The sequence below is a fragment of the Alloyangia mangrovi genome, from assembly GCF_002300555.2.
Taxonomy (GTDB): domain Bacteria; phylum Pseudomonadota; class Alphaproteobacteria; order Rhodobacterales; family Rhodobacteraceae; genus Salipiger; species Salipiger mangrovi.
Map to the genome: position 1 here is coordinate 17,891 of NZ_NTHN02000001.1, position 26,869 is coordinate 44,759.

26 protein-coding genes are annotated in these 26,869 nt (G+C 68.9%); 20 read left to right on the plus strand and 6 right to left on the minus strand.

Annotation, left to right across the window (positions count from 1 at the left end):
- The first annotated feature begins 64 nt into the window (after positions 1-64).
- The 12 genes from CLG85_RS00075 to CLG85_RS00130 all read left to right on the plus strand — a co-directional run bounded on the left by CLG85_RS00075 (position 65) and on the right by CLG85_RS00130 (position 12,513).
- Positions 65-1,186 carry a sugar phosphate nucleotidyltransferase gene (locus CLG85_RS00075; RefSeq protein ID WP_260348099.1) on the plus strand — a complete coding sequence of 374 codons (1,122 nt, stop codon included), beginning with the start codon at positions 65-67 and terminating at the stop codon, positions 1,184-1,186.
- Between the two features lies 1 nt (position 1,187).
- On the plus strand, positions 1,188-3,245 hold the full coding sequence (gene glgX / locus CLG85_RS00080; protein WP_095883098.1) for a glycogen debranching protein GlgX: 2,058 nt from the start codon (positions 1,188-1,190) through the stop codon (positions 3,243-3,245).
- A gap of 95 nt (positions 3,246-3,340) precedes the next feature.
- Positions 3,341-3,847, plus strand: a complete 507-nt coding sequence (locus tag CLG85_RS00085) for a 2Fe-2S iron-sulfur cluster-binding protein (protein WP_095883099.1) — start codon at positions 3,341-3,343, stop codon at positions 3,845-3,847.
- Entirely contained in the window at positions 3,844-4,866 is a 1,023-nt protein-coding gene (locus CLG85_RS00090; protein ID WP_095883080.1) for an FAD binding domain-containing protein, read from the plus strand. The genes CLG85_RS00085 and CLG85_RS00090 overlap by 4 nt, the downstream gene beginning before the upstream one ends.
- A complete protein-coding gene (locus tag CLG85_RS00095; RefSeq protein ID WP_095883081.1) occupies positions 4,863-7,058 on the plus strand; it encodes a xanthine dehydrogenase family protein molybdopterin-binding subunit in 2,196 nt (731 codons plus the stop codon). Before CLG85_RS00090 ends, CLG85_RS00095 begins: the two co-directional genes overlap by 4 nt.
- Before the next feature lie 199 nt (positions 7,059-7,257).
- Complete coding sequence (locus CLG85_RS00100) at positions 7,258-8,133, plus strand: STAS domain-containing protein (RefSeq protein WP_095883082.1); 876 nt, start codon at positions 7,258-7,260, stop codon at positions 8,131-8,133.
- Position 8,134: 1 nt separating this feature from the next.
- Entirely contained in the window at positions 8,135-8,488 is a 354-nt protein-coding gene (locus tag CLG85_RS00105) for an STAS domain-containing protein (RefSeq protein ID WP_095883083.1), read from the plus strand.
- On the plus strand, positions 8,481-8,900 hold the full coding sequence (locus CLG85_RS00110; protein WP_235865441.1) for an ATP-binding protein: 420 nt from the start codon (positions 8,481-8,483) through the stop codon (positions 8,898-8,900). The genes CLG85_RS00105 and CLG85_RS00110 overlap by 8 nt, the downstream gene beginning before the upstream one ends.
- On the plus strand, positions 8,897-9,907 hold the full coding sequence (locus tag CLG85_RS00115; protein WP_095883085.1) for an ATP-binding SpoIIE family protein phosphatase: 1,011 nt from the start codon (positions 8,897-8,899) through the stop codon (positions 9,905-9,907). Before CLG85_RS00110 ends, CLG85_RS00115 begins: the two co-directional genes overlap by 4 nt.
- Positions 9,904-11,046, plus strand: coding sequence for a sensor histidine kinase (locus CLG85_RS00120; RefSeq protein ID WP_095883086.1), 1,143 nt, complete (start codon positions 9,904-9,906; stop codon positions 11,044-11,046). The genes CLG85_RS00115 and CLG85_RS00120 overlap by 4 nt, the downstream gene beginning before the upstream one ends.
- Before the next feature lie 116 nt (positions 11,047-11,162).
- Positions 11,163-11,471, plus strand: a complete 309-nt coding sequence (locus tag CLG85_RS00125) for an MmgE/PrpD family protein (protein ID WP_260348105.1) — start codon at positions 11,163-11,165, stop codon at positions 11,469-11,471.
- A complete protein-coding gene (locus CLG85_RS00130) occupies positions 11,410-12,513 on the plus strand; it encodes an MmgE/PrpD family protein (protein WP_260348106.1) in 1,104 nt (367 codons plus the stop codon). Before CLG85_RS00125 ends, CLG85_RS00130 begins: the two co-directional genes overlap by 62 nt.
- Before the next feature lie 10 nt (positions 12,514-12,523).
- Here the strand turns inward: CLG85_RS00130 and CLG85_RS00135 are convergent, their stop codons facing one another.
- On the minus strand, positions 12,524-13,453 hold the full coding sequence (locus tag CLG85_RS00135; protein WP_095883088.1) for a LysR family transcriptional regulator: 930 nt from the start codon (positions 13,451-13,453) through the stop codon (positions 12,524-12,526).
- Complete coding sequence (locus CLG85_RS00140; RefSeq protein ID WP_095883089.1) at positions 13,450-14,577, minus strand: zinc-dependent alcohol dehydrogenase family protein; 1,128 nt, start codon at positions 14,575-14,577, stop codon at positions 13,450-13,452. Before CLG85_RS00140 ends, CLG85_RS00135 begins: the two co-directional genes overlap by 4 nt.
- A 376-nt stretch (positions 14,578-14,953) precedes the next feature.
- Between CLG85_RS00140 and CLG85_RS00145 the strand changes: the two genes are divergently transcribed.
- The 8 genes from CLG85_RS00145 (at position 14,954) to CLG85_RS00180 (ending at position 22,878) form a co-directional block, all read left to right on the plus strand.
- On the plus strand, positions 14,954-16,243 hold the full coding sequence (locus CLG85_RS00145) for an ABC transporter substrate-binding protein (RefSeq protein WP_095883090.1): 1,290 nt from the start codon (positions 14,954-14,956) through the stop codon (positions 16,241-16,243).
- 165 nt (positions 16,244-16,408) lie between these two features.
- Positions 16,409-17,314, plus strand: coding sequence for a branched-chain amino acid ABC transporter permease (locus CLG85_RS00150; protein ID WP_095883091.1), 906 nt, complete (start codon positions 16,409-16,411; stop codon positions 17,312-17,314).
- Between the two features lie 9 nt (positions 17,315-17,323).
- The gene (locus tag CLG85_RS00155; RefSeq protein ID WP_095883092.1) at positions 17,324-18,349 is read left to right on the plus strand and encodes a branched-chain amino acid ABC transporter permease; all 1,026 of its coding nucleotides are present in this window, start codon (positions 17,324-17,326) and stop codon (positions 18,347-18,349) included.
- Positions 18,346-19,125, plus strand: a complete 780-nt coding sequence (locus tag CLG85_RS00160; RefSeq protein WP_095883093.1) for an ABC transporter ATP-binding protein — start codon at positions 18,346-18,348, stop codon at positions 19,123-19,125. Before CLG85_RS00155 ends, CLG85_RS00160 begins: the two co-directional genes overlap by 4 nt.
- Positions 19,125-19,805: an ABC transporter ATP-binding protein gene (locus tag CLG85_RS00165; RefSeq protein ID WP_095883094.1), complete on the plus strand. Its 681-nt coding sequence runs from the start codon at positions 19,125-19,127 to the stop codon at positions 19,803-19,805. The genes CLG85_RS00160 and CLG85_RS00165 overlap by 1 nt, the downstream gene beginning before the upstream one ends.
- Positions 19,802-21,271, plus strand: coding sequence for an aldehyde dehydrogenase family protein (locus tag CLG85_RS00170; protein WP_095883095.1), 1,470 nt, complete (start codon positions 19,802-19,804; stop codon positions 21,269-21,271). Before CLG85_RS00165 ends, CLG85_RS00170 begins: the two co-directional genes overlap by 4 nt.
- A gap of 80 nt (positions 21,272-21,351) precedes the next feature.
- Positions 21,352-22,101, plus strand: coding sequence for an SDR family oxidoreductase (locus CLG85_RS00175; RefSeq protein ID WP_095883096.1), 750 nt, complete (start codon positions 21,352-21,354; stop codon positions 22,099-22,101).
- Positions 22,102-22,131: 30 nt separating this feature from the next.
- On the plus strand, positions 22,132-22,878 hold the full coding sequence (locus CLG85_RS00180; protein ID WP_095883097.1) for a class I SAM-dependent methyltransferase: 747 nt from the start codon (positions 22,132-22,134) through the stop codon (positions 22,876-22,878).
- Position 22,879: 1 nt separating this feature from the next.
- On the opposite strand, the gene CLG85_RS00185 is transcribed toward CLG85_RS00180, so the two are convergent.
- From CLG85_RS00185 to CLG85_RS00200, 4 genes are read right to left on the minus strand one after another with little or no spacing between them, the layout of a single operon-like run.
- Entirely contained in the window at positions 22,880-23,668 is a 789-nt protein-coding gene (locus tag CLG85_RS00185; RefSeq protein WP_260348113.1) for an HpcH/HpaI aldolase/citrate lyase family protein, read from the minus strand.
- Positions 23,662-24,528, minus strand: a complete 867-nt coding sequence (locus CLG85_RS00190; protein WP_260348115.1) for an HTD2 family dehydratase — start codon at positions 24,526-24,528, stop codon at positions 23,662-23,664. The genes CLG85_RS00185 and CLG85_RS00190 overlap by 7 nt, the downstream gene beginning before the upstream one ends.
- Entirely contained in the window at positions 24,525-25,634 is a 1,110-nt protein-coding gene (locus CLG85_RS00195; protein ID WP_095881722.1) for a CaiB/BaiF CoA transferase family protein, read from the minus strand. Before CLG85_RS00195 ends, CLG85_RS00190 begins: the two co-directional genes overlap by 4 nt.
- Positions 25,634-26,797: an acyl-CoA dehydrogenase family protein gene (locus CLG85_RS00200; protein WP_260348120.1), complete on the minus strand. Its 1,164-nt coding sequence runs from the start codon at positions 26,795-26,797 to the stop codon at positions 25,634-25,636. Before CLG85_RS00200 ends, CLG85_RS00195 begins: the two co-directional genes overlap by 1 nt.
- Positions 26,798-26,869: the final 72 nt, after the last annotated feature.

Below are 26,869 nucleotides of genomic sequence, written 5' to 3' on the forward strand. Positions count from 1 at the left end.
ATCCGAATTTCCGACCTTCCCGATCTCCATGACCTTCGCGTCGAGCGCTGCATGCCGGTGCTGCTTGCGGGGGGGGCGTGGCTCGCGCCTGCACGAGCTGACCGACCGGCAGTGCAAGCCGGCGGTGGCCTTTGGCTCGGGCGAGGGGCGGATCGTCGATTTCATTCTCGCCGCGCTGGCGCGGGCCGGGTTCCCGAGCCTGTTCGTCGCCACCCAGTACCGGCCGCGCGACCTGTCGCGCCACCTCGAGGACCGCTGGGCGCATCACTTCCCGCGGGGTATCCTGCAGCGTGACGGCGCCGCGCTTGGTCCCTGCGGCTATCGCGGCACCGCCGATGCGGTGCGGCAGACGGCGACGCTGCTTGATGCCCATGCGCCGCGCGAGGTGATGATCCTCTCGGGTGACCACGTTCTGGACCTCGACCTGCGGGCGCTGCTGGCGCACCACCGCGCGCAGGGCCGCGCCGCAACCGTGGTTGCCACCGCGGTGCCGCGGCACGAGGCGCGCGGCTTCGGGGTCTTCGAGGAGGGGCCGGACGGGCGGGTGATCGGCTTTGCCGAGAAGCCCGCGCGGCCAACCCCCATGCGCGACGACCCGGAGCAGGCGTTGGCCTCGGCGGGACTATACGTCTTCGACTGGATCTGGCTGAAGGCCGCGCTGCGCGCGGATGCCGAGCGGGAGGAGACGCGCCACGATTTCGGCCATGACATCCTGCCGATGGCGATGGATGCGGGCGAGCTGTCGGTCTGGCGGATGCCGAAGACCGCGCCGGGGCAGGGGGCCTATTGGCGCGACGTCGGCACGCTGGACGCCTATCGCCGCAGCCAGCTCGACTTTGCCGGGGTCGAGCTGCCGGTGCCGCTGCCGCCGACCATGCGCCGGCCGGTGACCTTTGCCCGCGACAGCGCGCTCGAGGGCAGCGTGCTGCTGCCGGGTGCCTTGGTGGGGCGCCGCTGCCACCTGCGTGACACCATCGTCGGCCCGGGCGTGCGCCTGCCCGACGGATTCCACGCCGGGATCGATGCCGAGGAGGATGCCCGCTGGTTCCGTCGCAGCAGCGGTGGCACACTGCTTATCACCGCCGAGATGATGAGCCGGCGGGAAACGGCGCTGCGGCGTCCCGCCGCGCGCGCCCTGTTCCGGCACCCGCCGCAGATGGCCGCTGCCCCGGCCGTGGAGAGCTGAGATGATCGACCCCCGTGACGTGACCATCGACCCCGCGCGCTCGCGTCCGGACCAGCTGGGCGCCCGCTGCGACGACGAGGGCACCAATTTCGCCCTCTTCTCGGACCATGCCGAGGCGGTGGAGCTGTGTCTCTTCGATGCGGCGGGGGAGGAGGAGATGGCGCGGCTGGAGCTGCCGCGCGCCGAGGGCGGCATCTTCTTCGGCTATTGCCCCGATCTGGGGCCGGGGCAGGCCTATGGCTACCGGGTGCACGGGCCGTTCAATCCCGAGGAGGGGCACCGCTTCAACCCGCACAAGCTGCTGCTTGATCCCTATGCCATGGCTGCGCGCGGGAAGCTGATCTGGGACGATGCGCTTTACGGCTACCCGGTGGGCGGTTCGGACCTCGAGCTCGACACCCGCGACAGCGCGCCCTTCATGCCCAAGGCGGTGGTCGCCGACCCGGTCTTCGACTGGGAGGCGGATGCCGCGCCGCAGGTGCGCTGGCAGGACACGGTGATCTACGAAGCCCATGTGAAGGGGCTGACCATGCGTCATCCGGGCGTGGTGCAGGCCGATCGGGGGACCTTCCGCGCGCTGGCCTCGGCGCCGATCATCGAGCACCTGCAGAAACTCGGGGTCACGACGATCGAGCTCTTGCCGGTCCACGCCATGGTGCAGGACCGCCATCTGATCGAGAAGGGGCTGCGCAACTACTGGGGCTACAACACGCTCGGCTTCTTCGCGCCCAACCGCAGCTATCTTGCCACCGAGGACGTGGGCGAGGTGCGCGCCGCGGTGAAGCGCTTCCACGCCGCCGGGATCGAGGTGATCCTCGACGTCGTCTACAACCACACCGCCGAGGGCAACGAGCTTGGCCCGACGCTGTCGTTCAAGGGCATCGACAACGCCAGCTACTACCTGCTGTCGCCCGAGAACCGGCGCCACGGGTTCGACACCACCGGCACCGGCAACACGCTCAACGTGGCGCACCCGATGGTGCTGCGCATGGTGATGGACAGCCTGCGCTACTGGGTCGAGGCGTTTCACGTCGACGGCTTCCGCTTCGACCTGGCCTCGACGCTGGCGCGCGAGCCCGAGGGGTTCGAGCGCGAGGGGGCGTTCTTCAACGCAATCCGGCAGGACCCGGTGCTGAGCCAGGTCAAGCTGATCGCCGAGCCCTGGGACGTGGGCGAGGGCGGCTACCAGGTTGGCGGCTTCCCCTGGCCCTTCCGCGAGTGGAACGACAAGTTCCGCGATGACGTGCGCAGCTTCTGGCGGCGCGAGCCGGGCAAGCTGTCGGCCCTTTCGGAGCGGCTGATGGGCAGCCCGGTGCAGTTCGACCATTCGCACCGGCCGGCGACCTCCTCGGTGAATTTCATCGCCGCGCATGACGGGTTCACCCTGTGGGACACGGTGTCGTTCAACGACAAGCACAACGAGGCCAATGGCGAGGATGGGCGCGATGGCCACGGCAACAACCTCTCGGACAACATGGGCCATGAGGGAACAACCGACGATGTCGGCATCGAGGCCGCCCGGGTGCGACGGGTGAAGGGCCTGCTGGCGACGCTCTTCGTCTCGCACGGCGTGCCGATGCTGCTGGCGGGTGACGAGATGGGCCAGACGCAGGGCGGCAACAACAACGCCTATTGCCAGGACAATGAGACCACATGGATCGACTGGGAGGCGGCCCGGCCGGAGCTGGTCGGTACGGTCTCGGCGCTGACCGCGCTGCGCCGCGAGTGGCGCGGCCATCTTGCGCCCTATGGCTTCTGGCCGCGCCCCGAGGCCACCGAGAGCGTCTGGCTGCATCCCGAGGGGTGGCAGATGTCGGCGAAGGACTGGGGCGATGCGGGGCTCTATGCCTTTGGCCTGCGGCACCATCAGGAGGAGTGTCCGGACCTGCTGATCCTGGTCAACGGCGGCGAGGCCTGCACCTTCACGCTGCCCGAGGGCAGCTGGGAGCTGATTCTCGACACCGCGCGCGCGGAGGTGAGCTGCGCCGAGGCGCCCGGCGGCAGCTTCACCGTCGAGGCGCAGGCGGTGGCGGTGCTCCGCGATCGTGCTGGGAGCTGAACCGGCAGGAAGGAACCCGTCCGCCGTGCGAGCCGTTGGAGGGAGGGGCGATGCCCATCGCCCAAGCCCACGCCACCTTCAAGCAAGAGAGCCACATGCGGACACGATTCACGGTGAACGGCGAGGCCCGCGAGGTCGAGCACGATACGCGCACCACCCTTCTCGACGCCCTGAGAGACCAGCTCGGGCTGACCGGCACCAAGAAGGGCTGCGACCATGGCCAATGCGGCGCCTGCACGGTTCTGCTCAACGGCAAGCGGGTGAACTCCTGCCTCTGCCTCGCCGCCATGCACGAGGGCGACGAGGTGACCACCATCGAGGGGCTCGGCAGCCCCGAGGCGCTGAACGCGCTGCAGAAGGCCTTTGTCGCCAAGGACGGCTACCAGTGCGGCTTCTGCACGCCGGGGCAGATCGTCTCGGCCACCGCGATGCTCGAGGAGCTGCGGGCGGGGGACCCGTCGTTCGCCTCGGCCTCGCTGGAGGGGGAGATGCCGCTGGATGACGCCGAGATCGCCGAGCGGATGAGCGGCAACCTCTGCCGCTGCTCGGCTTATCCGCTGATCCGCGAGGCCATCGCCATGGCCGCGGAGGTGAAGTCATGAGGGACTTCGAGTACAGCCGGGCCGAGACGCTTTCGGGTGCCGCGGGGCAGATCGGCGAGGGCGCGAGCGTCGTCGCCGGGGGCACCAACCTGCTCGACCTGATGAAAATCCAGGTGATGTCCCCGGCGCGGCTGGTCGACATCTCGCGGATCGGCGAGCTGCAGGGGATCTCGGATGACGGGGAGGGCCTGCGCATCGGCGCCTTGGCGACCAATTCCGAGCTGGCGGCGGATGGGCGCATCCGCAGCGGCTGGCCGCTGCTGTCGCGCGCCATTCTGGCGGGCGCCTCGGCGCAGATCCGCAACAAGGCCACCACCGGTGGCAACCTGCTGCAGCGCACGCGATGCCCGTATTTCTACGACACCGCCATGGCCTGCAACAAGCGCAGCCCCGGCGAAGGCTGCGCGGCGCAAGAGGGCGTGGGGCGCATGCTGGCGATCTTCGGCACATCCGAGCATTGCCTTGCGGCGCATCCCTCGGACATGGCGGTGGCACTGACGGCGCTGCGGGCCGAGGTGGAGATCCGTTCGAAGGAGGGTGAGACGCGGCGCCTGCCGGTGACCGAGCTTTACCGGCTCCCCGGCGACCGGCCTGACCTGGAGACCGTGCTGGCGCCGGGCGAGATCATCACTGCCGTGCGGCTGCCGGCGCCGATGGCGGAGACGCGGCAGGTCTACAGCAAGGTGCGCGACCGCGCCTCCTATGCCTTCGCGTTGGTCTCTGTGGCTGCCGTGGTGCAGATGGACGGGGATCGCATCGGCTCGGCCTCGCTGGCCTTTGGCGGCGTCGCGCCGAGGCCCTGGACCGACCCGGAGGTGGATCAGGCGCTGGTCGGGGCGGCCCCGGGTGATGAGGCTTTCGGCAATGCCGCCGATGTACTGGTCGCGCAGGCGCAGTGCCATCCCGACACAGAGTTCAAGAAGCCGCTGTTGCGGCGCACCCTGATCGCCGCGCTGCGCGAGGCCACCGGACTGGCCGAAACCGCGACAGGCGCCAGCACCGCGAGGATCCCGGCATGACCAAGACCTTCCGCATGAACGAGGCGCAGCCGCGCCTTCTCGACGAGACCGGACAGGGCATCGTTGGCGCTCCGCTCGATCGCCCCGAGGGGCCCAAGAAGGTCTCGGGCCGGGCGCATTACGCCGCTGACGGGCTGCCCGAGGGGGCGGCGCAGGGCGTGCTGGTGCGCGCCACGATTGCTCGCGGCCGGATCACCGGCATCGATGAGGACTCGGTGTCGGGGCTCGAGGGGGTGATCGGCGTCTTCCACGGCCCCGAGTTCCTGCGCAACCCGGCGCAGGGCATGGCAGGCGAGGCCCCGGTGCAGCCCGGTGGCGAGGTGCACTACCACGGCCAGCCGATCGCGCTGGTGGTGGCCGAGAGCTTCGAGGCGGCGCGCGACGCGGCGCAGCGGCTTGTCGTGACCTACGAGGCCGAGGCGGGCGTGGTAACCGATCCCGCCCGCAGCGAGGAGCTGGAGCAGGACGATCCCGAGACCGCCGGTGATTTCGAAGCCGCGTTTGCCGCGGCAGAGGTGACGCTCGACCGCAGCTACACGACCCCGGCGCAGGCTGCCGCCGCGATGGAACCCCACGCGGCTCTGGCCGAGTGGGAGGGGGATGAGCTGACGCTGCGCGGCGCGCTGCAGATGCTGCGGTTCAACAAGGAGGAGCTGGCGGATTCGCTCGGCATCCCGGCGGAGAAGGTGCGCATCCTCGCGCCCTACGTCGGGGGCGGTTTCGGCTCGAAGCTGGGCATCGGCCCGGAAGCGGTGGCCGCGGCGCTCGCGTCGCGCACGCTCGGGCGCCCGGTGCGCGTGGTGATGACCCGGCAGACCGTCTTCGACGCCGTGCTGCGCCGCACCGAGACAAGCCAGCGCCTGCGCCTTGGCGCCGACAGGGATGGACGCCTGCGGGCGCTGTCGCACGATGACCGCGTGTCGAACATCCAAGGGGAGGGCTTCGCCGAGCCGGTGAGTCAGGCGTCGCAGTTCCTCTATGGTGCCGAGGGGCTCAGCTTTGCGCAGACATTGGCACGGGTCAGCCGGACGCCGGCGGGCTCGGTGCGTGCGCCGGGCGAGGCCGTGGGGATGCTGGCGCTCGAGCAGGCGATGGACGAGCTGGCCGAGATGCTGGAGATGTGCCCGGTTGCGCTGCGGCTGAAGAACCTGCCCGAGAAGAACCCGATGACCGGCCAGCCTTTCAGCGCCACGCGCCTTGGCGATTGCCTGCGCGAGGGGGCGGAGCGCTTCGGTTGGGATGCGCGCAAGCCGATGGGCAGCCGCCGCGAGGGCGAGTGGTACGTCGGCATGGGCATGGCCTCGGCGGCGCGCTCGAACATGCTGGTGAAATCCGCGGCGCGGGTGCGGCTGAGCGGAGAGGGCGCGGTGGTCGAGACCGATATGACCGACATCGGCACCGGCACCTATGCGATCCTCGGTCAGATCGCCGCCGAGATGCTGGGCTTGCCGGTCGAAAAGGTCGAGGTGCGCCTTGGCGACACCAGCTTCCCCGGGGCCTCGGGGTCCGGCGGTTCCTTCGGCGCCAACTCGGCGGGCTCGGCGACCTTCCTTGCCGCCAAGGCGATCCGCGAGACGCTGGCCGGGCGCATGGGCTGCGGCCTGTCGGAGCTGACCCTTCAGGAAGGCATCGCCCGCGGCGGCAACCGCGAGGTGCCGCTGGCGGAGCTCATCGAGGAGGAATTGGTCGAGGAGGCCAGCGTCGAGGCGGGTGACACCTCGGAGAGCCACTTCTCGTCGGGCTTCGGTGCGCATTTCGCCGAGGTGGCGGTGCATGCCTACACCGGCGAGGTCCGGGTGCGTCGCATGCTCGGCGTGATGGCCATGGGGCGGATCCTCAACGAGAAGACCGCGCGATCGCAGGCGCTTGGCGGGATGATCTGGGGGCTCGGCGCGGCACTGACCGAGGAGATGGCGCATGACCCGCGCACCGGCCACGTGGTGAGCCGCGATCTTGCCAACTACCACGTGCCCGCCCATGCCGACGTGCCGGGCGACATGACGGTGGTCTTCCTCGAAGAGCGCGACGACATGGCCAACCCGATCCAGACCAAGGGTATTGGCGAGCTTGGCATTTCCGGCGCGGGGGCGGCGATCCTCAACGCGGTGCGCAATGCCTGCGGCGCGCGGGTCTACGACATGCCGGCGACGCCCGACCGGGTGATCGCGGCGATGGAAGCGGCGGGGTTCTGAGCCGGGCGGATCGGCTGAAGGGGCGGGGGCGGAGGCTCTCGCCCCTTGGTGCGCGCAGGCCTCAACGCCGGAACCACCCAGCCCTACGCAACGGAAGTCTTTGGAATCTCGGGGAAGGGCCTTTTGCGGCGGGGCTTGCCATTGACTCTGGGGCGACTAATTGGCTTACCTGCCGCATCATTCAGCACTGGGGTCCAAAATGCCGCAATCCGCGACGGCGAATATCCTGACGATCCTCGAAACGAGCTTTTCCGGCATCGTCGAGGAGTGGCTTGGCACACAGGTCAAGGAAGGCGTCAAACGCTCGGACCTGTTCTCTGACGCCGAGAGCCGGGCTCAGAACCAGGAGCTGCTCAAGGCCTTTGCCAAGGGTGTTCGCACGGGGGTGGTCGGCGAGGAATTCAACCTCGATGACGATGCCTGGGAAGACCTGCGCGCGGTGCTCTCGGAGGTCAGCAAGGAGCGGGTCAGCCGCGGTGTGACGCCGACCGAGATGGCGACCTTCGTGCTGGCGCTGAAGACCCCGCTCTTCAACCGGCTGGAGGCGATGCTCGACGTCGAGCAGAGCGTGCTGATCCGCGACGTGCTGCTGGTGACCCGGCTGGTCGATGCCTTTGCGATCTACACCAACGAGATCTTCATCGGCGAGCGTGACCAGATCATCGAGCGCCAGCGCCAGGAGATGCTCGAGCTGTCGACCCCGGTGGTCGAGCTCTGGGACCGGGTGCTGACCCTGCCGTTGATCGGCACGCTGGATTCCGCCCGGGCGCAGGAGGTCATGGAGAACCTGCTGCAGACCATCCTCGAGCGTCAGGCCGAGGTGGTGATCATGGACATCACCGGCGTCGGCACGGTCGACACGCAGGTGGCTCAGCACTTGCTGCGCGCCGCCGCCGCGGTGCGGCTGATGGGCGCGGAATGCATCATCAGCGGCATCAGCCCGATGATCGCCCAGACCATGGTGCAGCTCGGCATCGACGTCGGCACGGTCTCGACCCGCTCGAGCATCCGCACGGCGCTGTCGGACGCGCTGCAGCGGGTCGGCTATGTGATCCAGAAGACCGAGGCCTCCTGAGGTGTCCGGCGTCACGTCGATAAACCTGGTCGAGAGCGCGCTGCTCGTGTCGATCCAGGACGACGTCACGGATACGGAAATCGTCGAACTGCAGGACATGCTCTCGCATCGGATCGCCAAGGAGAACGTCAAGGGCGTGATCCTCGACATCAGCTCGCTGGAGATCGTCGACACCTTCGTGGGCCGGGTCATCGCGCAGCTTGCGGGGATCTCGCGGCTGCTGGCCGCCGAGACCTTCGTGGTGGGCATGCGCCCTGCGGTGGCGGTGACCCTGGTCGAGCTCGGCATGTATCTCACCGAGACACGGACCGCGCTCAGCCTGACCCATGCGCTTGCGCAGTTGCGGCGTGATTGATCGCAAGCAAACAGCCAACAGGACCCTGCTTGCGGCCATGCCCCTCGCGACCAGTCGCGATGTCGTGGCTGCACGTCAGGCGGTGGCCCGTTTCATGAAGGACCGAGGGGCGAGCGCGCTTCGCATCACCCGTTTCGCGACGGCGGTGAGCGAGATCTCACGCAATGCCATCGTCCACGGCGGAGGCGGCGACATTTCGATTTATCTCGATGGCCGCAACGAGTATCTGCACGTCGAATGCCGGGACACGGGTCCGGGGATCGAAGACGTGACGCTGGCCATGACCGAGGGCTACACCTCGGGCGGGGGCCTCGGCCGGGGGCTCGGCGGGGCGAAACGGCTTTCGCACGGTTTCGAGATCCACTCCGTGCCGGGCGAGGGAACACTCGTGTCGATGAGCGTGAAACTATGAACCAGTGGGTCGAGATTGATGACCGCAGCGCAGTGGCCGTGATCCGCCGCCTCGCGCGGCGCCATGCCGCCGAAATGGGACTGCCGGAGCAGCGCATCGACGAGTTGGCCATCGTGGCCAGCGAGGCGACGACCAATGTCCTGCGCTACGCCGATCGGGGACGGGCGCTGATCGACGTGCAGCGCAACGCCGGGTCCGAGCGGCTGGTCATGATCTTCACCGACCGCGGTCCGGGGATCTCCGACATCGACCGAATGTTCCAGGACGGGGAAAGCTCGACGGATTCCGCGGGGCTGGGGCTGGGCGCGATCCGCCGCCTGTCGGACACTTTCGACATCTACAGCTCGGCCGAGAGCGGCACGACGATGGTCTGCACCTTCACAGCACGGCCCGAGGTCCCGGAGCTCGGGATCGACGCGGTGGCGCTGCGGGTCTGCCACCCGCAGGAGCAGGTGTGCGGCGATGACTTCCAGCTCCGCCAGACCCGCGGGGCGACGGATGTGCTGCTCTGCGACGGGCTTGGGCACGGCCCGGAGGCCGCGGCGGCGGCGGAAGAGGTGATGGAGGCGGCCCGGCGTGCCGGGGGGCTATCGCAGGATCCGGGCGCGACGATGCGGAAGATCACCGAGCAGCTCGTCGGGCGGCGCGGTGCGGTGGCGGCCATCGTCCATATCGCCCATCCGGAGATGACGATGAGCTATGCCGGGCTGGGGAATATCTCGACGCTCCTGATCGGGGCGCAGGGCGTGCGCCGCATGGCCGTGCGCGACGGGCGGATCGGGGCCGGGCCGACGCATGGCTACGAGGAGAAGGTGGAGCTGGCGGAGGGGGATCTGCTGATCCTGCACAGCGATGGTCTCAAGACATTGCGCGAGGCGCATTTCCCGCCGGGGCTGCTCAAGAAGAGCCCCATGGTGATCGCCGGCTTCTTCCTTGACCGGGCCTTCCGGGGCCGCGACGACGCGAGCATCGTGGTGATGCGCATCACCCGGGGACCCGAGCGATGAAATCCGAGAAGCTGGCCACGGTGAACCTCGAGAAGAGCGCCGATGTCGCGCGCCTGCGCGACGTGGCGATGACGCTGACGCACGTGCTGGGCTTCGGTGCCTTCGAGCGGACGCGGACGGTGACCGCCATCGTCGAGTTGGGCCGCAATGCCATCGAGCATGGCCAGAAGGGGCGGGCGACCTTCGCGCTGACCGAGGTGCGCGGCAAGCCGGCGCTGGACCTGACGGTGATTGACCAGGGCCGGGGCATCCCGCGCGAGCAGCTCGATCCTAACGGGGCGGTGGGCTCCTCCTCCTCCTCGGGCATGGGGCTGGGGCTGCGCGGGGTGCAGCGGATCGCCGAGCGGTTCGCGGTCGAGACCGGCCACGAGGGAACTCGGATCAACACGTCGTTCCTGCCCTTGGCGGCGCAAGCGGACAGCAGGCTGCTGGTCGCACGGGCCGCCGAGGCGCTGAGCGCGCTCAGCGCCAAGGATCCGACCGCGGCGCTCACCGAGGAGAACCGCGCGCTCACCGAGGGCATCGCCGACCGCGACCTGCTGATGCAGGAATTGCACCACCGGACGGGCAACAACCTGGCCCTGATCGTGGCGCTGATCCGCATGAGCAAGTCTCAGGCCGAGGCGGAGGAGACCCACCAGGTGCTGCGCGAGCTCGAGATCCGCGTCGGCTCGCTGGCCAAGGCGCACGAGTTGATGCAGCGCAGCGCAAGCGCCAGCGAACTCGACCTGTGCGACATGCTGCAGGAGGTCGCCGCGAACGCCGAGCGCGCCTTCAGCGGTGGTGGTCGGGCCGTGGTGATCGGGGTGGACTGCCCGCCGCTCGAATTGGAAAGCAAGCTGGCCATCGACATCGGTCTGATCGTCGGCGAGCTGATCACCAACGCGTACAAATATGCCTTTGTCGGGCGTGACAGCGGGCGGATTTCGGTGACGCTGAAGGGCGGCCTGCAAGAGGGGCTGGTCCTGAACGTCGCCGATGACGGGGTCGGCCTGCCGGAGGACGCGGAGCGTCCCGAACGCTCGCAGTCGCTGGGCTGGCGGATGATCCGCACGCTGACCTTCCAGCACGGGGCGACGCTGAGCGTCGATGGCGCGGGCGGGCTGAGCGTGCAGGTCAAGTTCCCGGCGCAGGGGTGAGCCGGGCGCAGAGCGGGTCTGGTCAGACCTTTGCCCGATAGGTGGCAGAACCAAGAGCTATTGGTGCCCGGTGCCCCTGCGCGGGATGATGCAGGCGAACCACAAGAGGTCCCACCGTGCCCGAAGCAACTGCCGCTACACTGGGGGCCGCCAATGCCGCCCCGCTCGAGACGCTGATCGCACTTGCTCAGCTTCCTCCGGAGGACTGCCCCGGCGAGGCGCTGCTCTTGGCCCGGGTTTCTCTGCTCGACTGGCTGATCTGCGGCATCGCAGGCGCTTCCGAGCCGGTGGCGGAGAAGATGCGGGCCTTTGCGGCGGCGGAGCAGGGGGGGCGACGGCCCGGCCTCGCTCTTCGGCGGCGGTATGGCCCCGGCGCGGATGGCGGCGCTGGTCAATGGCACCACCTCGCATGCGCTCGACTATGACGACACGCATTTCGATCACGTCGGGCATCTCTCGGTCGGCCTCTATCCCGCGGCGCTGGCGGTGGCGGAGGCCCGAGATGCCTCGGTGCTGGAGCTCAGCGCCGCGTTTCTCGTCGGAGCGGAGAGCGCGATACGGCTCGGCCGGGTGCTTGGGGCGGCGCATTACAACCGCGGCTTTCACCAGACCGCCACCGCCGGTGCTTTCGGCGCCACGGTCGCCGCAGGGCGGCTCGCGGGGCTCGACGACGCGCAGATGCGGGTGGCGCTCGGGCTCTGTGCGACGCGCGCCTCGGGGCTCAAGAGCCAGTTCGGCACGATGGGCAAGCCGCTCAACGCGGGGATCGCGGCGTCGAACGGTGTCGAGGCGGCGCAACTTGCCGCGCTGGGGCTGAGTTCGGCGGACGACGGCATCTTCGGGCAGCAGGGCTTCGTCGAGACCCATACGGACGCGCCCGGGGCCTTCCTTGGCGGGCTGACCGACTTTCGCTTCATGGACAACCGCTACAAGTTCCACGCCTGCTGCCACGGGCTGCACGCGATGATCGAGGGGCTGCGCGATATTGCCGGGCAGGTCGATCCTTCGCAGGTCGCGCGGCTGCATGTCCGGACCAATCCGCGCTGGTTGCGGGTCTGCGATCTGAAGGCGCCGCGCACAGGGCTCGAGGTGAAGTTCAGCTACGCCTGGCTGGCGGGCATGGTGCTGGGCGGGATGGAGACGGGCGAGGGCGGGCTCTACACCGATGCGCTGGCCGCGGATCCCGCACTGGCCGCCTTCGCGCGGAAGGTCGAGGTCACGGGCGATGCCGCGCTCGGGGATCAGCAGGGCGCGGGCACGCTTGTCCTGCGCGACGGGACGCGGATCGACTACAGCCACGATCTTGCCGCGCCGGTGCCGCCGGGCGAGCTGATGCTGCGGGTGGCCGCCAAGGCCCGGACGGTGCTCGGAGCGCGGGCGACGCCGGTGCTGAAGATGGCGGAGCGGATCGACCATGACCCGCGCGGTGTCTCGGCCCGGGAGATCGGCGCGCTGATCCGCGCCTAGAGCGGCGCGCTCAGACCAGCGTGCCCTCCCAGATGCCCCGCTGCACCAGCTCGCGCGCCACGTCGAGCGTGACCTGCTCCACCGCGCGGCAGGCGCGGGTCATCACCCGCGCCGGGTTCGACACGAGGTAGACCGGCCGCATCATGGTGGGCGCGACGATGGGTGCGCGCAAGAGTTCGCCGCGCTGGACGAAGTCCTGCGCCGCGACCGGGGCGAAGATCGTATAGCCCGAGCCGCGCGCGACCAGCTCCTTGATCTGGGTCATCGCGTCCATCTCGACCACGACGTTGAGCTTGATCCCGGCCTTGCTGCAGTAGCCCTCGATGGTGTTGCGCAGACCGTTCGAGGGCAGGATCATGTCGAGCGTCTGCAATTCGGCCAGAGGCACGGGGGTGCCCGGCGGCGTGTCCAGCGGCCAGGCGTCGGGTGCCGAGTAGAAGAACAGCTCCTCGTCCATGACATGCGTCGCCCGAAGCTGCCCTGCATCGGTCAGGTCGTAGAGAAAGCCGATGTCGACCGTGCCATCCTCGATCCAGGTCTTGAGATAGCCGCTCATCGCCTCGACCGCGCGCAGACGGACCTCGGGAAGTTCGAGCCGCACGGTCTCGGCCAGCGGCACCGACATGACCATCGAGCAGGACGGCGGCATGCCGAAGCCGACCCGGCCCCGCACCACGCCGCCCAGCTCGCGCATGTCGGCGATGCAGCGGTCGAGGCTGTCGCAGATCCGCCGCGCATGGTCGACGAAGACATGGCCCTCCTGGGTCAGCAGCGTGCCGCGCGGCGAGCGGTCCATGAGCTTGACGCCGAGCTCCTCCTCCATCCGCTGGATGTGCTGCGAGAGCGAGGGCTGCGCGACGCCGATGCTCTGCGCCGCGGCCGAGATCGAGGGCGCGTCGGCGATGGCGAGGAAATAGCGCAGCTGGCGAATGTCGATCATGCGTCGAACTCGATCACCTGGCGGATGGCGGTGCCCTGGTCGAGCTGGTCCATCGCGCGGTTGATGTCGCGCAGCTTCAGCCGGTGGGTCAGCATCTTCTCGACCGGCAGCTTGCCCTGCGCATGCAGCGAGAACATCCGCGGCAGGTCGCGCTGCGGCACGCAGGAGCCGATGTAGCTGCCCTTGAGCGTGCGCTCCTCGGCGACAAGTTGCAGCGCGTTCAGCGCCATGCGGGCGTCTGGGTGGGGGAGTCCGGCGGTGACGGTGGTGCCGCCGCGGCAGGTGCAGCCCCAGGCGGTCTCGAGCGCCTTGGTCGAGCCGGCGAGCTCGATGGCCACGTCGACGCCACCGCCGGTGGCGTCGCGCACCGCTTCGATCGTGTGGGCGTCGGCCTTGACCGCGCGCGTGGCGCCCATCTCGAGCGCGGTCTGCATCTTGGTCTCGAAGGGGTCGATGGCGATGATCTCGCCCGCGCCCGCCGCCACCGCCCCGAGGATCGCCGACAGGCCGACCCCGCCGAGGCCGAAGACCGCGACCTTGCTGCCCGGCGTCACACGCGCGGTGTTGAACACCGCGCCGGCACCGGTGAGCATGGCGCAGGAGAAGAGCGCCGAGATGTGCGGCGGCAGGTCGGCCTCGACCTTCACCAGCGATTGCCGGGCAAGCACCGCGTGGGTGGCGAAGGCGGATACACCGACGTGGTGGTGCACCGGCGCGCCGTCCATCGACAGGCGGCGGTGCCCGGTCATCAGCTCGCCGACGCCGTGGTGCTTCGCGGCGCGGGTGCAAAGCGCGGGGCGCCCCTCGGCGCAGGGCAGGCAGCTGCCGCAGCCGGGCGCGAAGATGCAGACCACGTGGTCTCCGGGGGCAAGATCGTCGACACCCGCGCCGACCTCCTCGACGTAGCCCGAGGCCTCGTGGCCCAGCACCATCGGCACCGGGCGCGGCCTTGTGCCGTTGATCACCGACAGGTCGGAATGACACACGCCCGCAGCGGCGATGCGGATGCGCACTTCGCCCGGCCCGGGGGCGGCGAGATCGAGCTCGCGCACCTCCAGCGCCGTCGCGGCCTCGAAATCGCGTTCAACTCCCCCGTGCAGAAGCACGGCAGCTTCAATCTTCATCAGGACCTCCTCCCAGGAGCCCGAGCGGCTCCGCTGCGCTCAGGCTAAGGTTTCGGGCGGGCGCCGAAACACCTTTCCGTAGGGGCATAGCATAAACCTATGACCGGAAGTGCTCCAAGATATTGGCGGCGGTTCGCGCTCTGACCCTAGGCTCTTTCACAACTCGGGCTCTGGGAGGACGCCATGGGGGCTCACCCTCGAGGAGCACGCGCGGCGGCGCCGGCGTGGAGGATGAGCCGCCGGAGGCCGAGCATACCGACAGGCTGATGCAGCAGGTCCAGCACGGCATCCATGCCCGCAAGCGCGGGGCGCCGTGCCGAGGATCATCACCCCGTTCGCGATCCGCGGGCGGGACAGACACAGGGAGGAGACCACCATGAAGACACTATTGACCACATCGGCGCTCTGCGTGGCGATGCCGCTGGCGGCGATGGCCGCGGACAAGCCCGAGACGCTGAAGATCGGAATGACCACGTTCCTGACAGGGCCGGCCTCGGTCTTCGGGGTGCCGGCGCGGGATGCCATGGACATCTTCGTCGAGAACCTCAACGCCGAGGGCGGCATCAACGGGGTGCCGATCGAGGTGACCTACATCGACGAGGGCGCGGGCGCCGAGGCGCTGACCTCGGAATACCGCCGTGTGGCGCAGACTGAGGGTGCCGAGGTGATGCTGGCCTCGATTTCCTCGGGCAACTGCCAGACGCTGGCGCCGCTGGCCGAGGACCTGAAGGTGCCGAACCTGATGTGGGACTGCGGCACGCAGCGGATCTTCGAGGAGCAGAGCTACGACTACGTGTTCCGTCCGCAGGGCAACGCCACCTCCGAGATGCTGGCCGCCGTCGCCTACCTGCTGAAGACGCACCCCGATTTCGAGACCATCGCCGTGGTGAACCAGGACTACGCCTGGGGCCGCGACAGCTGGGACATCTTCCACACCGCGCTCGAGGCGATGAAGCCCGGGGTGAAGGTGGTGGGCGAGTTCTTCCCCAAGTTCGGCGCGCCGGACTTCTCGACCGAGATTTCGCGCCTGCAGGCGCTGCGGCCGGACGTGGTGCTCTCGACCTCCTGGGGTGGCGATCTCGACACCTTCGTGCAGCAGGCCTTCCAGCGCGGGCTGATGAACACCTCTACCTTCGTGCTGCCGCTGGCGGAAAGCTCGCTGGAGCGGCTCGGCAGCAGCCTGCCGGCTGGCCATATCGTCGGCGCGCGCGGCGATCACTACTTCCTGCACCCCGAGCGCCGCGATGATGCCGACTTCAAGGGCTTCATGGAGCAGTACAAGGACGCCACGGGCGACATCCCCGTCTACTCGGTGTTCCACGCGAGCCAGGCCTTTGCCGCGCTGAAGACCGCCTACGAGAAGGCGATTGCCGACAATGGCGTGGACTGGCCGGACGAGGACCAGCTCTTGGCGGCGCTCGACGGGCTCGAATTCCAGGGCCTCGGCCGTGCGCTGCACCTGCGCGAGGATCACCAGGGCGTCGAGTCGCAGCTCATGGGCACCAGTGCGCAGACCGGCGAGTACCCCTTTGCCACGCTCGAGAACATCATGATCTTCGATGGCGAGGGCCTGCTGCCGCCGGTCGGCGAGGCTTCGATCGACTGGATCAAGGGGCTCGATGCGAGCTTTGCCGACGGGCTGTCGGTGAAGACCTACGAGAACTGAGGCGGTCCGGTCCGGCCCCGCGCCGGACCGGACAACCGACGTGGCCGGCGTGACCGTCGGCCGAGCTGAGGACATCGGCGGGCTGCCCGCCGGACCGGGCCATGGCGCGCGCCCCCGGCGCTCTCCAAGACACTTCCGAACGGCCCACCAACAAGAGGCGGTCTCATGAACCTGACCATCTTCCTGCTCGCGCTTTTCGACGGGATTTCCTACGCGGCGCTGGTCTTCATCGTCGCGCTGGGGCTGACGCTGATCTTCGGCGTGATGCGCATCCTCAACGTGGCGCACGGCTCGCTCTACGCCATCGGGGCCTACGCCACGGTCTCGCTGACTGGCTTCTTCCTCGCGCTCGGCTTCGCCCCTGTCTTCGCCTTTCCGCTGATGCTGGTCTCGGCGGTGCTGGTCGGCGTGCTGCTCGGCGGGCCGATCGAATGGCTGCTGCTCAGGCGCATCTACGACAAGCCCGAGGTGTTGCAGCTGCTGGTGACCTTCGCCGTCTTCATGATCCTCGAGGATGTGCAGCGGCTGCTCTGGGGCACCCAGCCGTATTTCCAGGCAAGCGCGCTGCAGGCGCTCGGCAACGTCACGGTCTTCGGGGTGACCTACACGGTCTACCAGCTGATCCTGCTGCCGCTCGTCGCGATCTGCCTGCTCTTCGGGCTGCGCTTCTTCCTGCGCCACACGGTGATCGGCAAGCTGATCCTCGCAACGACAGAGGATCGCGAGGCCGCGCAATCCATCGGCATCGATGCCGACCGGGTGTTCCTCTTCACCTTTGTCGTCGGCGCGGTGCTGGCCGGGCTCGGCGGCGCGCTGGCCTCGCCCACGACCTCGATCCTGCCGGGCATGGGCGCGGACATGATCGTGCTGTCCTTCGCCGTTGTGGCGACCGCCGGCCTTGGCCAGATCGAGGGGGCGGCGGTGACCGCGCTGATGATCGGCCTCGGGCGCTCCTTCGCCGTCTACGTCTGGCCCGAGGTTGCCGTTCTCGTGCCCTATCTCATCATGGTGCTGGTCCTGCTGGTCCGGCCCGAGGGGCTCTTCGGCAGCCCTGTCGCCCGCAAGATCTGAGGACGCGACATGAGCGATATTTCCCGACACACCACCGCGCGAGGCGACGTCAAATCCGGCGGCATGCCCTCGCTGCGCGCGCTGCTGACTCTTCTGGCCGTGCTGCTGCTGGCGGCAGTGCCCTTCATCGCCCCCTCGATGCAGCTGCTGATCAACCTTGCGCTGGCCAAGGGCATCGCCGTGCTCGGCGTGACGGTGCTGCTGCGGGCCGGGCAGGTGTCCTTCGGCCACGCGCTGTTCTTCGGCATCTCGGCCTATGCCGGGGCCTTCCTGATGGCTTCGCTGCCCGGGGCCGACCTGATCCTCGTGCTGATCGCCGGGGTGCTCGGCGCGGCGCTGAGCGGGCTGCTGGTCGGGCTCTTCGTGGTGCGCTACCGGGGCATTTTCTTCGGGATGCTGAACCTTGCCTTCTCGATGATCTTCTGGTCGATCCTCGAGAAGTTCTACCACGTCACCGGCGGTGCCGACGGCATCCGCCTGCCGCGGCCGACGGTGCTCGGCATGGCGCTGGAGCGGTCGGGCTTCGAGGCGGTGATCTTCTACCTGTCGATCGCGCTGATGGTGGGGCTCGGCTGGTTCACCCTGCGCTGGTTCGCCTCGCCGGTGGGGCAGATTTTCCAGACCATCAAGACCAACGAGACGCGGCTCGAATACCTCGGCCTCTCGCCCAAGCGCGTGCTGCTGTCGGGCTACCTGCTCTCGGCGATCCTCTGCGGCGTCGGCGGCTCGCTGATGGCGATGACCCAGGGCGTGGTGACGCCGGAATACGTCTGGTGGGTACGCTCGGCCGAGATGGTCTTTATCGCCGTGCTCGGCGGCGCGGGCTCGGTGCGCGGGGCCTTCATCGGCGCGCTGATCTACGAGATCGTGCGGGTCTATGCCTCGGCCTATGCCGGAGACATCTGGCAGATGCTGCTCGGGGCCTTCCTGCTGGTCATCATCCTTTTCGCGCCGAAGGGCATCATGGGCATCGCCGACGGGCTCATTCACCGCGGCGGCAAGCGCCGCGCCACCACCGCGGAGGAGGCACGATGACCGCGACCAACAAGGCGGGCACCGCCAAGCCACCGCTGCTGGAAACGCGCGAGCTGATGATCAAATTCGGAGGGGTGACCGCGGCCAATAATGTCTCGATGCAGATCGAGGCGGGGCGCAACCTTGCCATCATCGGCCCCAACGGCGCGGGCAAGACCACCTTCCTCAACATCTGCACGGGCTGGATCAAGCCGCGCTCGGGCAAGGTGTTTCTCGAGGGCGAGGACATCACCCCGCTGCCGCCGCGCAAGATCGTACGGCGCGGCGTGGCGCGGGCCTTCCAGATCCCGCAGCTGTTCACCGAGCACACCGCGCTCGAGAACCTGCTGATCTCGGCGGCGGCGCGGGAGGGGCTGCGCAACCCGCTGCAGAACCTGCACAACATCCGCCAGCGCGACGAGATGATGCACCTTCTCGACCTCGTGCATTGCACGGATGTGGCGGACCGGGTGGTGGTCGAGCTCTCGGAAGGGCAGCGCAAGCTGATCGACATCGCCGTGGCGCTGGCGCTGAAGCCGCGGCTGCTGCTGATGGACGAGCCGACCTCGGGGGTGGCCTCGTCGCAGAAGCACGAGGTGATGGAGATCCTCGTCGGCGCGTTGGCCGAGGCCGGGGTGACCTCGGTCTTCGTCGAGCACGACATGGGCATCGTCGCCCGCCATGCCGACGAGGTGGCGGTGTGGAACGCGGGCAACGTGCAGCTGCGCGGCACGCCGCAGGAGATACTCGAACATCCCGACGTGATCCGGGACGTCATCGGCGAGGAGGTGGCCTGATGCTGGAATTTCGCAATGTGACCGCCTCGATCGGCATCATCGAGATCCTGCGGGACCTCAACTTCCGCATCGAGCCCGCCGAGACGCTGGCGCTGATCGGACGCAACGGCGCGGGAAAGACGACCTTGCTGCGCACGATCATGGGCTTCACCAGGGTGACAGGCGAGCTGCTCTTCGACGGCAAGCCGCTGACCCCGGTGGCGCCGCCCAAGCGGCCAGGGCTGGGGATCGGCTACTCGCCCGAGGACCGGCGGCTGTTCTCGGCCTTTACCGTCGAGGAGAACATCCTTCTGCCCGCCGATGCCGCACGGCTCGGCTCGGCAGAGACGAAGCGGCGGCTGGACAAGGTCTACGACATCCTGCCCGAGCTGAAGGAGATGGCAGGCCGCCCCGCCGGCAATGTCTCGGGCGGGCAGGGCAAGATGGTCGCCCTTGCCCGGGCGCTGATGCTCGGCACGAAACTGGTTATGCTGGACGAGCCCTTCCAGGGGCTCGCCCCGGCGCTGGCCCTGCGCTACGCCGATGCGCTGCGCGCCCTGCGCGACAGCGACCGCAGCATCACCCTCATCATCACGGAATCCAATCCCTCGCTGCTGCGCGGCTTTGCCAGCCGGACGCTGGTCATCGAACGCGGCGAGGTCGGCGAAGGGTCACTCGACCCGGAAAGGAAAAGCGCATGAAAGATTTCCCTGTCAGCACGCGCAGCCTCGTGCTGCCGAAGCCGCTCAACCTCATCGGCAATGACTTCCGCCCTGCCGCGTCGGGGGCCGAGATGGAGGTGCTCTCGCCGCTCGACGGCCTGCCTTTCACCACCATTGCCGACAGCGGCCCCGAAGATGTGGATGCGGCGGTGGCGGCGGCGCGGGCGGCCTTTGACGGCGGCACCTGGAGCAAGCTTTCGGCGGCGGAACGCGGCCGGCTCATGCTGAAGCTCTCGGCGCTGATCCTCGAACACGCCGAGGACCTGGCGCAACTCGAGACCGCGGACAACGGCAAGCCGATCGTTCAGGCCCGCGCCGACATGCAGGTGACCGCGCGCTACTTCGAGTTCTACGGCGGCGCGGCGGACAAGGTGCATGGCGAGATCATCCCCTTCCAGCCCGGCTACAACGTCGAGGTGCAGCGCGAGCCGCATGGCGTCACCGGCCACATCATCCCCTGGAACTACCCGGCGCAGATGTTCGGCCGCTCGGTCGCGCCGGCGCTGGCCATGGGCAATGCGACCGTGCTCAAGCCCGCCGAGGACGCCTGCCTCACGGCGCTGCGGATCGGCGAGCTGGCGGTCGAGGCGGGCTTCCCGCCCGGCGCGCTCAACATCGTTACCGGGCGCGGCGAGGTCGCGGGAAAGGCGCTCTCCGAACATCGCGGCATCGATTTCATCTCCTTCACCGGCTCGCCCGAGGTGGGGGTGATGATCCAGACCGCCGCGGCGCGCAACTTCATCGGCTGCACGCTGGAGCTGGGGGGCAAGTCGCCGCAGATCCTCTTCGAGGATGCCGACCTTGAAGCCGCGATCCCGGTGGTGGTCAAGGCGCTGATCCAGAACGGCGGGCAGACCTGTTCGGCGGGCTCGCGGGCGCTGGTGCACCGCAGCCTCTGGGACCGGGTCGTGGCCGAGCTGAAGACCGCCTTCGAGGCCATCGAGGCCAGCGCCTCGGACGAGGCTGCGGTGCTTGGTCCGCTGATCTCGGCCAGGCAGAAGCGCCGGGTCGAGGGCTATATCGCCGATGCCGACGCGCCGCTGATCGCGCGCGGCGGCATCGCGGCGGAGGCGCCTGAGGGTGGCTATTACGTGGCACCCGCCATCTTCGGGCCCTGCGCCCCGGACGCGCGGATCGCGCAGGAAGAGGTCTTTGGCCCGGTGCTGGCGATGATCCCCTTCGATGACGAGGCCGAGGCGATCCGCATCGCCAACGGCACCGACTACGGGCTGGTCGCGGCGGTCTGGACCCGCAACGGGGCCCGGCAGCAGCGTGTCGCCAAGGCGCTGCGCTGCGGGCAGGTGTTCATCAACGGTTACGGCGCGGGCGGCGGCGTCGAGCTGCCCTTTGGCGGCATCCGCAAGTCCGGACACGGCCGCGAGAAGGGCTTCGCGGCGCTGCTGGAGTTCTCCCACATCAAGACGGTCGTGAACAACCACGGCTGATCGGCCGGGACTGCCAGAGAGATCAAACGACTGTGCCGGCCCGTGGGGGCCGGCCCGAAAGACATGGCTAGGAGAAAGACGTGAGACTTCAGGGCAAGACAACCATGATCACCGGCGCGGCCTCGGGCTTCGGCAAGGGCATCGCCGAGGTCTACATCCGCGAGGGCGCCAAGGTCGCCGTCGCCGACCTCAACGCCGAGGGCGCGCGCGCCGTCGCCGAAGAACTCGGGCCGAATGCCATCGCGGTCACTTGCGACGTGTCCAAGGCCGATCAGGTCGAGGCGGCGGTGGCGCAGACCGCCGAGGCCTTCGGCAGCCTCGACATCGTCGTCAACAACGCTGGCTGGACCAACCCCAACAGACCGCTGATGGAGACCGACGAAGAGACCTTCCGGCGGATCTACGACATCAACGTGCTGTCGATCTTCCACATGACCAAGACCTGCGTACCGCTCTGGCGCAAGCAGGGCGGCGGGGTGATGCTGAATGTCGGCTCGGTGGCGGGCATCCGGCCGCGGCCCGGCCTGACATGGTACAATTCCTCGAAGGGCGCGGTGAACATCATGACCAAGTCGCTGGCGGTCGAGCTGGCGCCCGATGGAATCCGGGTCTGCGGCATCGCGCCGGTGATGGGGGTCACGGGGCTCCTCGAACAGTTCATGGGCATGCCCGACACGCCGGAGAACCGGCAGAAATTCCTCGCGACCATTCCCATGGGGCGCTTCTCGGAGCCGCGCGACGTGGCCAATGCCGCGCTCTATCTCGGCTCGGACGAGGCGGATTTCATCACCGGGGTGATCCTCGAGGTCGATGGCGGCCGTACCGTCTGAGGCGCTAGCCCAAGCCAAGGGAGACAGCCCATGCCAAGCCGCAAGATGCTCGACGCGACGCGTCAGGCGACAGGGCAGGGCGCAACGCCCGAAACCAGCGTCGTCACGGCGAAGATCCTCGAATTTCTCGCCGCCGAAGAGGTGCGGCGGGTGCTCGACATAGGCTGCGGCAGGGGAGACCTTGCCGCGGCGCTGGTGAGGCGCGGATACGCCGTCACCGGGGTCGACCCGCTGGCGGCATCGCTCGACATCGCGCGTGGCCGGGCGCCGGGGGCGGAATTCCTGCAGGCGAGCGCGGAGGCGATCCCGGCGCGCGTCCGCAGTTTCGGGGCCGCCGTCTTCCTCAATTCCCTGCATCATGTCCCTGCGGCACAGATGCTTCCCGGGCTTTCCGAGGCCTGGCGCCTGCTGCGCCCGCGCGGGCTGCTGCTGGTGATCGAGCCTCTGGCGCAGGGCAGTTTCTTCGAGGCGATGCGCCGGGTGGACGATGAAACCGAGGTGAGGTCCCGCGCGCTCGCGGCGCTGGAGAGCTTCGCCGGCGGGGTGCGCTGCGAGACAATCGCGGACCTGCGGCTCGACCGGGTCAGCCATTTCGCCTCGGAAGAGGCTTTCGTCACCTACCTCTGCGCCGCCGATCCCGAGCGCCGCGCGGCGATCGGGGCTGACCCCGAGGCGGTGACGCGCGATTTCCTGCATTGGGCGGACACCTCGGATGGCAGGCCGCCCTATGTGCTCACACAGCCGCACCTCGTCCGGGCGCTGCGCAAGCTCGACTGACCTAGGAGGCGCGCGCGAGAATGGCGCGGGCGCGCTGGCGTACCGGCTCGTCGACCATGGCGCCGTCGACCGCCACCGCCCCGTCGCCCGAGGCCAGCACCCGCGACGCCCAGTCCAGTTCGGAGGGCGTTGGCGCGAAACCGCTGCGGACCGGCGCGACCTGCCGTGGATGGATGCAGAGCTTGCCGCCCATGCCGAGGCAGCGGGCATGGCGGCTGTCGTCCTCGGCGATCGCCGGGTCCGAGAGGTCCGCGGTCACCCCGTCGAGCGGCGCGGCGATGCCCGCGAGGCGCGAGGCGATGACCAGTTCGAGCCGCACCGGGCGCAGCGTCTCGCGCAGGTGCTCGCAGCCGATGTCGGCGCAGAAGTCGATGGAACCGAAGGCGAGCCGTGCCGTGTCCGGGCAGGCGGCGATTTCGCGCGCTGCGGCAAGGCCGCGGGCGCTTTCGATCAGCGGCAGGATCGGGTGGCCGGTTCGCCGCGCGACCGTGGCAACGGTCTCGGGATCCTCGGCCTTGGGCAGCATGATCGCGGTGAAGGGCAGGGCGGCGGCGGCCTCGAGGTCGGCCTCGTGCCAAGGCGTGCCGGCGGGGTTGATCCGGACCAGCACAGGAAGCTCGGTGAAGTCGCAGGTGAGCGCCGCGCGGGCGGTCTCCTTGGCGTCGAGCGCCACCGCGTCCTCGAGATCGAGGATCACCGCGCAGGCGCCGGAGCCCGCTGCCTTGGCGAAGCGATCGGGGCGGTCGGCGGGCACGAAGAGCGGGGCGCGGAGGGTGTCGAGGGTTACCATCTGGCGGTCGCCTCCATCGCCACGGGCCCGCCGGGGCGCGCGGTCCAGAGCGCGAGGCCCTCGGGCGTGTCGCGGGCGTTCAGGATGACATCCGCCGTGTCGAAGAGCGGCGATAGGCTGCGGAAGCGGAACTCGGTCGGCGCTGCGCCGCGCAGGTCGGCGGCATATTGGGCCAGGAGCGTCGCCTGCAGGGGGCCGTGCACGATCAGCCCGGGGTAGCCTTCCTTGCCGGTGACATAGGGTTGGTCGTAGTGGATGCGGTGACCGTTGAAGGTGAGCGCCGAATAGCGGAACAGCAGCACGGGATCGGTCGCGATCTCCTTGCTGTGGACGCCGGGCGCGGCGGTTTCGGGCGCGGTCTTCGGTGCGCCGGTGTCGATGCCGCGGTAGACGATGTCCTGCCGCTCGGTGACCGCCGGGCCGCCTTCGTCGGAAATCTCGTGCTCGACGGTGACGAAGCAGAGCGGGCCGGTGCGGCCCTGCTTGAGCACCACGTCGCGGATGGTGGAGAGACGCGTGACCAGGCTGCCGATGCGCAGCGGGCGGTGGAAGGTGAGGGCGCCGCCCGCCCACATGCGCCGGGGCAGCGGCACCGGAGGCAGGAAGCCGCCGCGCGCCGGATGGCCATCGGGGCCAAGCTCTTCGGCGGGCACCGCGGGCTGCGTTAGGCAGAGGTGGATCATCAGCGGCGCCTCGGCGCCCTCGTCCATCGGTCCGCCGCGGGCAAAGGTGGCGTTGAACCGATCGACGAGCGCCGGGGTGAGATGCTCGGAGCGGGTCTCGGTCCGGCCGATCCAGCGGCGCAGCGGGTCGATGTCGATCTCGGGTGCGGTTTCTGTCGCCGGTGCGTTCATGGTCATTTCTCCGTCTCGTACTGCGGCTCGGGCAGGGCGGGGACCGGGCCATAGCTGCGGGTCTCGCCGGTCACGCGCGGCGCCGGGGCCGGCAGGAAGACCGCGCCGTTCGGCGTGTCGACCCGGATCCGGCGCAGGTGCGGATGGGCCGAGAGCCCGGCCATGCCGTTTACCGATGCCATGGCCACATCCGCCCTGTCGAGTGCAGCCATCGCTGCCTCGTGGCTCATCGAGGCAAAGGCCTCCGCGACGAGGCCATCGGTCTCGGGCCGGTTCTCGACCCGCGCGACATTGGTGGCAAAGCGGGGGTCGCGGCCAAGCTCGGGTCGCTGCAGGAAATGCTCGCAGAGCATCCGCCATTCCCGGTCGCTCTGGATCGAGATGAGGATGAGCTGGCCGTCGCTTGTCTCGAAGGCGCTGTAGGGCGAGATCGAGGGATGCGCCAGGCCGACACGCTTGGGGGTCTTGCCGCCCTCGTGGTTGAGCAGCGGCACAGTCATCCATTCGGCCATGACATCGAACATCGAGACCGAGATCGCCGCGCCCCTGCCGGTGATGCCGCGGGCGATGAGCGCCTCGAGAATGGCGGCATGGGCGGTGGCACCGGTGGCGACATCGACCACAGACATGCCCACGCGGGCCGGCTCCGTCGGGCCACCGGTGATCGAGCAGAGTCCCGACTCCGCCTGGATCAGCAGGTCATAGGCCTTGCGGTCGGCCATCGGCCCGCCCTCGCCATAGCCGGTGATCGAGCAGGTGATGAGCCGCGGATAGTCTCGGGCCAGCCGCTCGGGCGTGAAACCGAGCCGCCCGAGCGCGCCGCGCTTGAGGTTCTGCACCAGCACGTCGGCGTCTTCGAGCAGCCGGGCCAGCTCGGTCCGGCCCGCCTCGGACCTGAGGTCGAGCGCAACCGAGGTCTTGCCCCGGTTGAGCCAGACGAAATAGCTCGACTGCCCGGCGGCAACGTCGTCGTAGCCGCGGGCAAAGTCGCCCTCGGGACGCTCGATCTTGATCACCTCGGCGCCGGCATCGGCGAGGCGCGAGGTGGCAAAGGGCGCCGCCACCGCCTGCTCGACGGCGACGACCTTGAGGCCGGTGAGGGGCAGCGTCATCAGAAGCTCCGCGGCAGGCCGAGGACATGCTCGGCGACGTAGGACAGGATGAGGTTGGTCGAGATAGGGGCGACCTGGTAGAGCCGGGTCTCGCGGAACTTGCGCTCGACGTCATACTCGCAGGCGAAGCCGAAACCTCCGTGGAACTGGATGCAGGCGTTGGCGGCCTCCCAGCTGGCTTTCGCGGCAAGGTATTTCGCCATGTTGGCCTCGGTGCCGCAGGGCTTGCCCTCGTCGAAGAGCGCGCAGGCCTTGTAACGCATGAGGTTGGCGGCCTCGACCTCGATGTAGCTCTCGGCGATGGGGAACTGCACCCCCTGGTTCTGACCGATCGGGCGGCCGAAGACCTCGCGCTCGCACACGTATTTCGACACCCGGTCAATGAACCAGTAGCCATCGCCGATACATTCCGCCGCGATCAGCGTACGCTCGGCATTGAGCCCGGTGAGGATGTACTTGAAGCCCTTGCCCTCCTCGCCGATCAGGTTCTCCTCGGGGATCTCGAGGTTGTCGAAGAACAGCTCGTTGGTCTCGTGGTTGACCATGTTGGGGATCGGGCGCACCTCCATGCCCGTCTTCATCGCCTCCTTGATGTCGACGAGGAAGATCGACAGCCCCTCGGATTTCTTTTTCACCTCCGAGAGAGGCGTGGTGCGGGCGAGCAGGATCATCAGGTCGGAATGCTGCACCCGGCTGATCCAGACCTTCTGCCCGTTGATCATGTAGCGGTCGCCCTTCTTGACGGCGGTGGTCTTGATCTTGGTGGTGTCGGTGCCGGTGGTCGGTTCGGTCACGCCCATCGACTGCAGCCGCAGCTCGCCCGAGGCCAGCTTTGGCAGGATGCGGCGGCGCTGCTCCTCGGAGCCGTGCCGCACCAGCGTGTTCATGTTGTACATCTGGCCGTGGCAGGCGCCGGAGTTGCCGCCGGCGCGGTTGATTTCCTCCATGATCACCGAGGCCTCGGTCAGCCCCAGCCCCGAGCCGCCGTATTCCTCGGGGATCAGCGCGGCCATCCAGCCCGCCCTGGTCAGCGCGTCGACGAAGTCTTCCGGGTAGCCGCGGGCCTCGTCGATCCTGCGGTGGTACTCGTCGGGAAACTGGGCGCAGAGCGCGCGCACCGCGTCGCGAATGTCCTGAAAGTTCTCTTCAACGTGCTGAAGCACCGCGCTCTCCTTCCGTAGATGTTTGCGCTTTGGGGGCGCCTTGGACTGCACAGTGCCGCATCGCGGCGGATC